This is a genomic window from Streptomyces sp., from assembly GCF_036566765.1.
Taxonomy (GTDB): domain Bacteria; phylum Actinomycetota; class Actinomycetes; order Streptomycetales; family Streptomycetaceae; genus Streptomyces.
Window position 1 is genome coordinate 1 of the sequence record NZ_DATCVQ010000734.1, and the last position, 9,165, is coordinate 9,165.

Annotated in this window: 8 protein-coding genes; 6 read left to right on the forward strand and 2 right to left on the reverse strand. The window is 70.5% G+C overall.

What is annotated here, in order from left to right; all coding sequences use genetic code 11:
- Positions 1–198, reverse strand: a 198-nt coding sequence (locus VIU94_RS42615; RefSeq protein WP_331920729.1) for a DUF3043 domain-containing protein, incomplete at its 3' end; no start/stop codon positions are given.
- A gap of 195 nt (positions 199–393) precedes the next feature.
- Between VIU94_RS42615 and VIU94_RS42620 the strand changes: the two genes are divergently transcribed.
- The 5 genes from VIU94_RS42620 to VIU94_RS42640 all read left to right on the forward strand — a co-directional run bounded on the left by VIU94_RS42620 (position 394) and on the right by VIU94_RS42640 (position 6,930).
- Positions 394–1,200, forward strand: a complete 807-nt coding sequence (locus tag VIU94_RS42620; protein ID WP_331920731.1) for a PspA/IM30 family protein — start codon at positions 394–396, stop codon at positions 1,198–1,200.
- A gap of 59 nt (positions 1,201–1,259) precedes the next feature.
- Complete coding sequence (gene pspAA, locus VIU94_RS42625; RefSeq protein ID WP_331920733.1) at positions 1,260–1,538, forward strand: PspA-associated protein PspAA; 279 nt, start codon at positions 1,260–1,262, stop codon at positions 1,536–1,538.
- A 164-nt stretch (positions 1,539–1,702) separates the two neighbouring features.
- Positions 1,703–2,944, forward strand: coding sequence for a sensor histidine kinase (locus VIU94_RS42630; protein WP_414721108.1), 1,242 nt, complete (start codon positions 1,703–1,705; stop codon positions 2,942–2,944).
- A complete protein-coding gene (locus VIU94_RS42635; RefSeq protein WP_331920737.1) occupies positions 2,941–3,627 on the forward strand; it encodes a response regulator in 687 nt (228 codons plus the stop codon). Before VIU94_RS42630 ends, VIU94_RS42635 begins: the two co-directional genes overlap by 4 nt.
- Before the next feature lie 165 nt (positions 3,628–3,792).
- Positions 3,793–6,930 carry an efflux RND transporter permease subunit gene (locus VIU94_RS42640; RefSeq protein ID WP_331920739.1) on the forward strand — a complete coding sequence of 1,046 codons (3,138 nt, stop codon included), beginning with the start codon at positions 3,793–3,795 and terminating at the stop codon, positions 6,928–6,930.
- Positions 6,931–7,040: 110 nt separating this feature from the next.
- Here VIU94_RS42640 and nadA read toward each other — a convergent pair whose 3' ends face one another.
- Entirely contained in the window at positions 7,041–8,219 is a 1,179-nt protein-coding gene (nadA, locus tag VIU94_RS42645; RefSeq protein ID WP_524540673.1) for a quinolinate synthase NadA, read from the reverse strand.
- Between the two features lie 315 nt (positions 8,220–8,534).
- On the opposite strand from nadA, the gene VIU94_RS42650 reads away from it, so the two are divergent.
- On the forward strand, positions 8,535–8,891 hold the full coding sequence (locus VIU94_RS42650) for a HesB/IscA family protein (protein ID WP_331920743.1): 357 nt from the start codon (positions 8,535–8,537) through the stop codon (positions 8,889–8,891).
- Positions 8,892–9,165 lie beyond the last annotated feature (274 nt).

A 9,165-nucleotide genomic window follows, 5' to 3' on the forward strand; every position in this document is an offset into this window, starting at 1 on the left:
GGCGCGCCTGGCCTCACGGGCCTGCTTGGTGGCGGCCTTGCGGTCGGTGGGTGCGGTCACCGCCTTGCGGCGCTGCGTCTGGGCATCGCTGCGTTTGGGGGTGGGGCGGCCCTTGGGAGCCTGCGGGTCGCGGGGCTGCCGGTCGTCCACCACAGTGGTGGACGCGGTCTGCTCGCTTTGGGAACGACGTCGGAACACGACTCCAAGGTTACGTGCTCGCCGACGAGACCCCCAGCCCCTCACCTACTCCCTGGGCCTGAGGTCATCGAACTGTGATCGTTCCTAAGGATGAGCGCATCCGCAACAGAACAGTGGGGTAATGGAACCAGGGCCCGTACTGTGGGGTCTGTAGAGGTGTGCTGGCGAGCTGAATGAAGGGGGCGCGCGAGGCCCATGAGCGGTGTCATGAAGCGTATGGGGATGATCTTCCGCGCGAAGGCAAACAAGGCCCTTGACCGGGCCGAGGATCCGCGCGAGACCCTCGATTACTCCTATCAGAAGCAGCTGGAGCTGTTGCAGAAGGTGCGCCGGGGCGTCGCGGACGTCGCGACCTCGCGCAAGCGCCTGGAGCTGCAGCTGAACCAGCTCCAGGGCCAGTCCGCCAAGCTGGAGGACCAGGGCCGCAAGGCGCTGGCGCTCGGCCGCGAGGACCTCGCCCGCGAGGCGCTGTCCCGGCGGGCGGCGCTGCAGCAGCAGGTGACCGACCTCGAGGTGCAGCACCAGACGCTGCAGGGCGAGGAGGAGAAGCTGACGCTGGCCGCGCAGCGGCTGCAGGCCAAGGTCGACGCCTTCCGCACGAAGAAGGAGACGATCAAGGCGACGTACACCGCGGCCCAGGCGCAGACCCGGATCGCGGAGTCCTTCTCCGGCATCTCGGAGGAGATGAGCGACGTCGGCGTGGCGATCCAGCGCGCCGAGGACAAGACCGCCCAGCTGCAGGCCCGGGCGGGCGCGATCGACGAGCTGCTGGCCTCGGGGGCCCTGGACGACCAGTCCGGGCTCGCCAAGGACGACATCCAGGCCGAGCTGGACCGCCTCTCGGGCGGTACGGACGTCGAGCTGGAGCTCCAGCGGATGAAGGCGGAGCTGGCGGGAGGGCCGTCCGCGTCGCAGCAGGCGATCGAGGGCGGTACGCCGCAGGACCAGGCGCAGTCCCAGTCCTCGCAGCAGTCCTCGCACCCGAAGTTCGACAAGCAGTAGCCCTGGCAAGCGGTAACCCTGGCAGCGGTACCCCCGACTCGCAGTAAGGACGGCTCGTCATGATCGTAAGGATCATGGGGGAGGGTCAGTGGAGGGTGGCGGACAGCCACCTTCTCGAACTCAACAAGCTCGACGACGAACTGCTCGCCGAGATGGAGCGCGGCGACGAGGAAGGCTTCCGCCGAACTCTGGGCGCTCTGCTCGACGCGATCCGCCGGCTCGGCGAACCGCTGCCGGACGCGGCGCTGGAACCCTCCGAGCTGATCCTTCCGGAACCCGACGCCACGCTCGACGAGGTCCGCGAGATGCTCTCGGACGACGGACTGATCCCGGGCTGAGCCCGGCCGGCCCGCACTCCCACGCGCACGGCGCCCCGCCGCCCCACCCGGGCGGCGGGGCGCCGCGCCCGTTCCCGGCCCGTGCGCCGTTCCTGGTCCGTGCGCCGTACCCGTACCCCTTCCAGGCCCGGGCCGGTGCCCCCTGCCGCGCGCACCCCGTACCGTTGCTCGACGTGACGTCCATCGGAAGCGGGCTCTCCCGGAGTCGGGACTGGCTCCGCGCGCATCCCACCGCCTTCGACGCGGGCCTCGCCCTCGCCGTGCTCGTCTGCATGATCACCGGGTCCTTCGCCGACCCGCACGGCGGCCCCAACGGCCCCACCTTCGGCAACCGCAGCCCCGCCGCCGCCAGCGTGGCGCTCATGGTGCTCGCCGCGGCCGCGCTCGTCCTGCGCCGGCGCAGCCCGCGGGCCGTTCTCGCCGCCACCGTCTCCGTCAGCCTGGCCGAGCTCGTCGTCGCCGACCCGGCCGCGCCCGTCGCGATGAGCGCGGTCATCGCGCTCTACACCGTCGCCTCCCTCTCCGACCGCCCCACCACCTGGCGGGTCGGCGTGCTGACCATGACCGTGCTGACCGGCGCCGCGATGTTCTTCGGCAAGTCGCCCTGGTACACGCAGGAGAATCTGGGGCTCTTCGCCTGGACCGGGATGGCGGCCGCCGCCGGCGACGCGGTGCGCAGCCGCCGGGCCTTCGTCGCCGCCATCCGCGAGCGCGCCGAGCGGGCCGAGCGGACCCGCGAGGAGGAGGCCCGGCGGCGGGTCGCCGAGGAGCGGCTGCGGATCGCCCGCGACCTGCACGACGTGGTCGCCCACCACATCGCCCTGGTCAACGTGCAGGCCGGGGTCGCCGCGCATGTCATGGACCGGCGCCCCGACCAGGCCAAGGAGGCCCTCGCACACGTGCGGGACGCCAGCCGGTCCGCGCTCAACGAGCTGCGCGCCACCGTCGGCCTGCTCCGCCAGTCCGGCGACCCGGAGGCGCCCACCGAGCCGGCCCCCGGCCTCGCCGTCCTCGACGAGCTCCTCGGCACCTTCCGCAACGCCGGCCTGCCGGTCGAGCTGGCCCGCGCCGACGAGGACGGCTCGCTGCCCGCGGCCGTCGACCTCGCCGCGTACCGCATCATCCAGGAGGCGCTGACCAACGTGCGCAAGCACGCCGGGCCGGACGCCAAGGCCGAGGTCAGCGTGGTCCGGGTGGGCCGTACCGTCGAGGTCACCGTCCTCGACGACGGCGCCCCGCAGCCGGCCGCCGCAGAGCCCGTCGACACCGGCGGCCACGGCCTCGTCGGGATGCGCGAGCGCGTCACCGCACTCGGCGGCACGCTCACCGCGGCCCCCCGGTACGGCGGCGGCTTCCGCGTGCAGGCGATACTGCCGGTGACGGTCCGCACGGGGGAGAACGCATGACGATCCGGGTACTTCTCGCCGACGACCAGGCCCTGCTCCGCAGCGCCTTCAAGGTGCTGGTGGACTCCGAGCCCGACATGGAGGTCGTGGCCGAGGCGGCCGACGGCGCGCAGGCGGTCGCGCTGGCGCGCTCCGAGCAGGTCGACGTCGTCCTGATGGACATCCGGATGCCGGGCACCGACGGCCTCGCCGCGACCCGGATGATCACCGCCGACCCCGAGCTGTCCGCGGTGCGGATCGTCATGCTGACCACCTTCGAGGTGGACGAGTACGTGGTGCAGTCGCTGCGCGCCGGCGCGTCCGGCTTCCTCGGCAAGGGCGCGGAGCCGGACGAGCTGCTCAACGCCATCCGGATCGCGGCGGCCGGCGAGGCCCTGCTGTCCCCGGTCGCGACCAAGGGCCTGATCGCCAGGTTCCTCGCGCAGGGCGGCGGCGCGGACCCGGGCGACGGGACCCGCGCGCACTCGGAGCGGCTCTCCGCGCTCACCACCCGCGAGACCGAGGTACTGGTCCTCGTCGGCGGCGGCCACTCGAACGACGAGATCGCCGACCGCCTGGAGGTCAGCCCGCTCACGGTCAAGACGCATGTCAATCGGGCGATGGCGAAGCTGGGCGCACGTGATCGGGCGCAATTGGTGGTCATCGCGTACGAATCGGGCCTGGTACGTCCAAGGGTGGAGTAGCCCGGGCGTCCGGCGTACTCCGAACGCGGTATGCGCGGGATAAGGATCTGGACCTGGGGGCGACGGAACGTTCCGCTCCGTGGACGAGGGTATGAGTGGGTTCCTGACTGAGGTCTTCGGGCGGGGCCCGCTGCCTGCGTACGTACGCCACAGAAGAGAGACCCCATGTCCTGGCTGTCGAAATTCAGCCTCGCGCAACGGGCCCTGATAGGGCTGATGTCGATCGTGGCGATCGTCTTCGGAGCGATCGCCATCCCGCAGCTGAAGCAGCAGCTGCTGCCCTCCATCGAACTGCCGATGGTCTCGGTCCTCGCCCCCTACCAGGGCGCCTCCCCCGACGTGGTCGAGAAGCAGGTCGTCGAACCGCTCGAGAACACCCTGAAGGCCGTCGACGGCATCAAGGGCATCACGGCCACCGCCTCCGAGGGCAACGCCGTCATCATGGCGACCTTCGACTACGGCGACGAGGGCACCAAGCAGCTCGTCGCCGACGTCCAGCAGGCCGTGAACCGGGCCCGTGTCCAGCTGCCCGACTCGGTCGACCCGCAGGTCGTGGCCGGCTCGACGGACGACATCCCGACCGTCGTCCTCGCCGTCACGTCCGACAAGGACCAGCAGGCCCTGGCCGACCAGCTGCAGCGCACGGTCGTCCCGGCGCTGGAGGACATCGACGGAGTCGGCCAGGTCTCGGTCGACGGCGTCCAGGACCTCCAGGTCTCCGTCACCCCCGACGACGCCAAGCTCGCGGCCGCCGGGCTCAACTCCCTGTCGCTCGCCGAGGCCCTCAAGGCCGGCGGCGCCACGATCCCGGCCGGCGCGTTCTCCGAGGCCGGCAAGAGCCGCACCGTGCAGGTCGGCGGCGGCTACACCTCGCTGAAGCAGATCCAGGAGCTGCGCCTGACGCCGCCGGCCGGCGCGCCCGGCAAGGCGGGCAAGCCCGTCCGGCTCGGCGATGTGGCCACGGTGAAGCAGGAGGAGTCCGCGCGGGCCTCCATCACCCGTACCAACGGCAAGCCCAGCCTCGCCGTGATGGCCACCATGGACAAGGACGGCAGCGCCGTCGCCATCTCCGAGGCCGTCCAGGACGAACTCCCCGAGCTCCGCAAGGACCTCGGCACGGGCGCCGAGCTGACGGTCGTCTCCGACCAGGGCCCGGCGGTCTCCAAGTCCATCTCCGGCCTGACCACGGAGGGCGCGCTCGGCCTGCTCTTCGCCGTGATCGTGATCCTGGTGTTCCTCGCCTCGATCCGCTCCACTCTGGTCACCGCGGTCTCCATCCCGCTGTCGGTGGTGCTCGCGCTGATCGTGCTGTGGACCCGCGACCTCTCGCTCAACATGCTCACCCTGGGCGCGCTCACCATCGCCATCGGCCGGGTCGTCGACGACTCGATCGTGGTCCTGGAGAACATCAAGCGGCACCTCGGCTACGGCGAGGAGCGCCAGGCGGCGATCCTCACCGCGGTCCGCGAGGTGGCCGGCGCGGTCACGTCCTCCACGCTCACCACGGTCGCCGTGTTCCTGCCGATCGGCCTGGTCGGCGGCATGGTCGGCGAGCTGTTCGGCTCGTTCAGCCTGACGGTCACGGCCGCCCTGCTCGCCTCGCTGCTCGTCTCCCTGACGGTCGTCCCGGTCCTCTCGTACTGGTTCCTGCGCGCCCCCAAGGGCACGTCGGCGGACCCGGACGAGGCCCGGCGCCTCGCGGAGGAGAAGGAGAACAAGAGCCGCCTCCAGCGTCTGTACGTCCCGGTCCTGCGCTTCGCGACCCGCCGCCGGCTCACCAGCGTGGCGCTCGCGATCGTCGTCCTGGTCGGCACCTTCGGCATGGCCCCCCTCCTGAAGACCAACTTCTTCGACCAGGGCGAGCAGGAGGTCATGAGCATCAAGCAGGAGCTCGCTCCGGGCACCAGCCTGGCGGCGGCCGACGAGGCCGCGAAGAAGGTCGAGAAGGTCCTGTCCTCCACCGACGGGGTCAAGGACTACCAGGTCACGGTCGGCTCGTCCGGCTTCCTGGCCGCCTTCGGCGGCGGCACCGGCGCCAACCAGGCCTCGTACCAGGTGAAGCTGGCGGACTCCGCCTCGTACGAGAAGACCCGCGACGCGATCGACGCGGAGCTGGCCAAGCTCGACGGCATCGGCGACACCACGATCGCGGCCGGCGACGGCTTCAACAACCAGGACCTCAGCGTGGTCGTGAAGGCGGCCGACGGGGACGTCCTGAAGAAGGCGTCCGAGGCGGTCCGCACCGAGGTCGCGAAGCTCGACGACGTCACCGACGTCCAGAGCGACCTCGCGCAGTCCGTCCCGCGGATCTCCGTCAGGGCGACCCCGAAGGCGGCCGAGGCCGGGTTCAACGACACCACCCTCGGCCTGGCCGTCGCCCAGGCGGTCCGCGGCACCCCGGCCGGCACGGCGATCCTTGACGACACCGAGCGCGACGTCGTCATCACCTCGGCCAAGCCCGCGAAGACCATGGCGGAGCTGAAGGCGCTGCCGCTCGGCCCGGTGAAGCTCGGCGACATCGCCGAGGTGAAGCTGGTTCCGGGCCCGGTCTCGATGACCCGGATCGACGGCGCCCGCGCCGCGACGATCTCGGCGAAGCCGACCGGCGACAACACCGGCGCGGTCAGCGCCGAGCTCCAGTCGAAGATCAACGCCCTGGACCTGCCGGAGGGCGCGACCGCCTCCATCGGCGGCGTCTCGGAGGACCAGTCGGAGGCCTTCCTCCAGCTCGGCCTGGCGATGCTCGCGGCGATCGCGATCGTCTTCATGCTCCTGGTGGCGACCTTCAAGTCGCTGATCCAGCCGCTGATCCTGCTGGTCTCGATCCCGTTCGCGGCGACCGGCGCGATCGGCCTGCTGGTGGCGACCGGCACCGCGATGGGCGTCCCGGCGATGATCGGCATGCTGATGCTGATCGGCATCGTGGTCACCAACGCGATCGTGCTGATCGACCTGATCAACCAGTACCGGGCCCAGGGCCTGGGCGTCGTCGAGGCGGTCGTCGAGGGCGGCCGGCACCGGCTCCGCCCGATCCTGATGACGGCCCTGGCGACGATCTTCGCCCTGCTCCCGATGGCCCTCGGCGTCACCGGCCAGGGCGGCTTCATCGCCCAGCCGCTCGCGGTGGTCGTGATCGGCGGCCTGATCACCTCGACCCTGCTGACCCTCCTCCTGGTCCCGACCCTCTACGCGATGGTCGAACTCCGCAAGGAGCGCCGAGCGAAGAAGAAGGCGGCGAAGCGGGCGGCGAAGACGGGCGACGCCCCGGTCCCGCCGCAGGCGAAGGAGCCCGCGGGCGTGTAACTGCTGTGCCTGTGAAAGGGCGCGCGCCACGAACACCGGAGCGGGGCACCCCCACAGTGGGGGTGCCCCGCTCCTTCGGTGCGAGCCGCAGACGGTGCCGGCCGCATCCGCTACGGCAGCGCCAGCATCCGCTCGAGGGCGAGCTTGGCGAAGCTCTCCGTCTCCTTGTCGACCTCGATGCGGTTGACCAGGTTGCCCTCGGCCAGGGACTCGAGGGTCCACACCAGGTGGGGCAGGTCGATGCGGTTCATCGTGGAGCAGAAGCAGACCGTCTTGTCGAGGAAGACGATCTCCTTGTCCTCGGAGGCGAATCGGTTCGCCAGGCGGCGGACCAGGTTCAGCTCGGTGCCGATCGCCCATTTCGAGCCGGCCGGGGCCGCCTCCAGGGTCTTGATGATGTACTCCGTCGAGCCCACGTAGTCCGCTGCGGCGACGACCTCGTGCTTGCACTCCGGGTGCACCAGGACGTTCACGCCCGGGACGCGCTCGCGTACGTCGTTGACCGAGTCCAGCGAGAAGCGGCCGTGCACGGAGCAGTGGCCGCGCCACAGGATCATCTTCGCGTCGCGCAGCTCCTCGGCGGTCAGGCCGCCGTTCGGCTTGTGCGGGTTGTAGAGGACGCAGTCGTCCAGGGACATGCCCATGTCGCGGACGGCGGTGTTCCGGCCGAGGTGCTGGTCCGGCAGGAAGAGCACCTTCTCGCCCTGCTCGAAGGCCCAGTCCAGGGCCTTCTTCGCGTTGGACGACGTACAGATGGTGCCGCCGTGCTTGCCGGTGAAGGCCTTGATGTCGGCCGAGGAGTTCATGTACGAGACGGGTACGACCTGGTCGGCTATGCCGGCCTCGGTCAGCACGTCCCAGCACTCGGCGACCTGCTCGGCGGTGGCCATGTCGGCCATGGAGCAGCCGGCCGCGAGGTCGGGCAGCACGACCTTCTGCTCGTCGCCGGTGAGGATGTCGGCCGACTCGGCCATGAAGTGCACACCGCAGAAGACGATGTACTCGGCCTCCGGACGGGCCGCCGCGTCGCGCGCCAGCTTGAAGGAGTCACCGGTCACATCGGCGAACTGGATGACCTCGTCGCGCTGGTAGTGGTGGCCGAGGACGAACACCTTGTCGCCGAGCTTCTCCTTGGCCGCGCGGGCGCGCGCCACCAGGTCCGGGTCGGACGGCGAGGGCAGGTCGCCCGGGCACTCCACGCCACGCTCGCTCTTCGGGTCGGCCTCGCGGCCGAGCAGCAGGAGGGCGAGCGGCGTCGGCTGGACATCCAGGGGCTGGGCGGTGGTCACGTCACACACCCTTTCTTTTCTGCGGACTATTCTGCGGAGACGCTTTTCGTCGAAATGACGCTATCTATCATAACCGCTTCACGTCACTTTGACGATGTCCATAGTGTCGATGTGACGAATTCGCCGTCGCCGCAGTGGTGGGTGGACGGCCGCGCCCGGACTCGGAGCCAGGACAGCGGCGCCCGTCCTTCGGACGGTGTGCGAGCATGAAGAGAGAAGCCGTGGAAAGACATGGCCTCGACCCGGAATGAATCCGGGGCCCCGCCGGTTTCAACCCTCGGCAAGCAGTCTCCGTACAAACCGGGAGAGAAGCAGATGTCCGTATCGGACGAGAAGACCACTGTCAGCGACGGCATCCTCCTGTCCGACGCCGCGGCGGGCAAGGTCAAGGCCCTGCTCGAGCAGGAAGGCCGCGATGACCTCGCGCTGCGCGTCGCCGTACAGCCCGGTGGCTGCTCCGGCCTCCGCTACCAGCTCTTCTTCGACGAGCGCTCGCTCGACGGAGACGTCGTCAAGGACTTCGACGGCGTCAAGGTCGTCACCGACCGCATGAGCGCCCCGTACCTGGGCGGCGCGTCGATCGACTTCGTCGACACCATCGAGAAGCAGGGCTTCACGATCGACAACCCGAACGCGACGGGCTCCTGCGCCTGCGGCGACTCGTTCAACTAAGTCCGTACGCCGGCTGCGTCCGCGAGATCCAGCCGAATCCGTACGACGGTGAAGGCGGCGGCCCCCTCCGACAGGGCCGCCGCCTTCATGTGTTCCGGAGCGTGCGGACTACCGCGCCCCGGACGTCTCCGGCAGCCGCGCGCCCGCCTTCTCCAGCGGGATCCCGGTGCCGTCCGTGCCCACGATCTTCCGGTCGCCCACGGGCTCGTCCAGCTTCACCGTCTCGTGGTAGATCTTCGCGATCATGATGCAGACCTTCTTGTCCGGCCAGGGC

What these genes read in the sequence shown, in the direction of transcription:
- VIU94_RS42620 (WP_331920731.1), top strand. Translation starts at nt 394, where the DNA reads ATGAGCGGTGTCATGAAGCGTATGGGGATGATCTTCCGCGCGAAGGCA.
- pspAA (WP_331920733.1), top strand. Translation starts at nt 1,260, where the DNA reads ATGATCGTAAGGATCATGGGGGAGGGTCAGTGGAGGGTGGCGGACAGC.
- VIU94_RS42635 (WP_331920737.1), top strand. Translation starts at nt 2,941, where the DNA reads ATGACGATCCGGGTACTTCTCGCCGACGACCAGGCCCTGCTCCGCAGC.
- VIU94_RS42640 (WP_331920739.1), top strand. Translation starts at nt 3,793, where the DNA reads ATGTCCTGGCTGTCGAAATTCAGCCTCGCGCAACGGGCCCTGATAGGG.
- VIU94_RS42650 (WP_331920743.1), top strand. Translation starts at nt 8,535, where the DNA reads ATGTCCGTATCGGACGAGAAGACCACTGTCAGCGACGGCATCCTCCTG.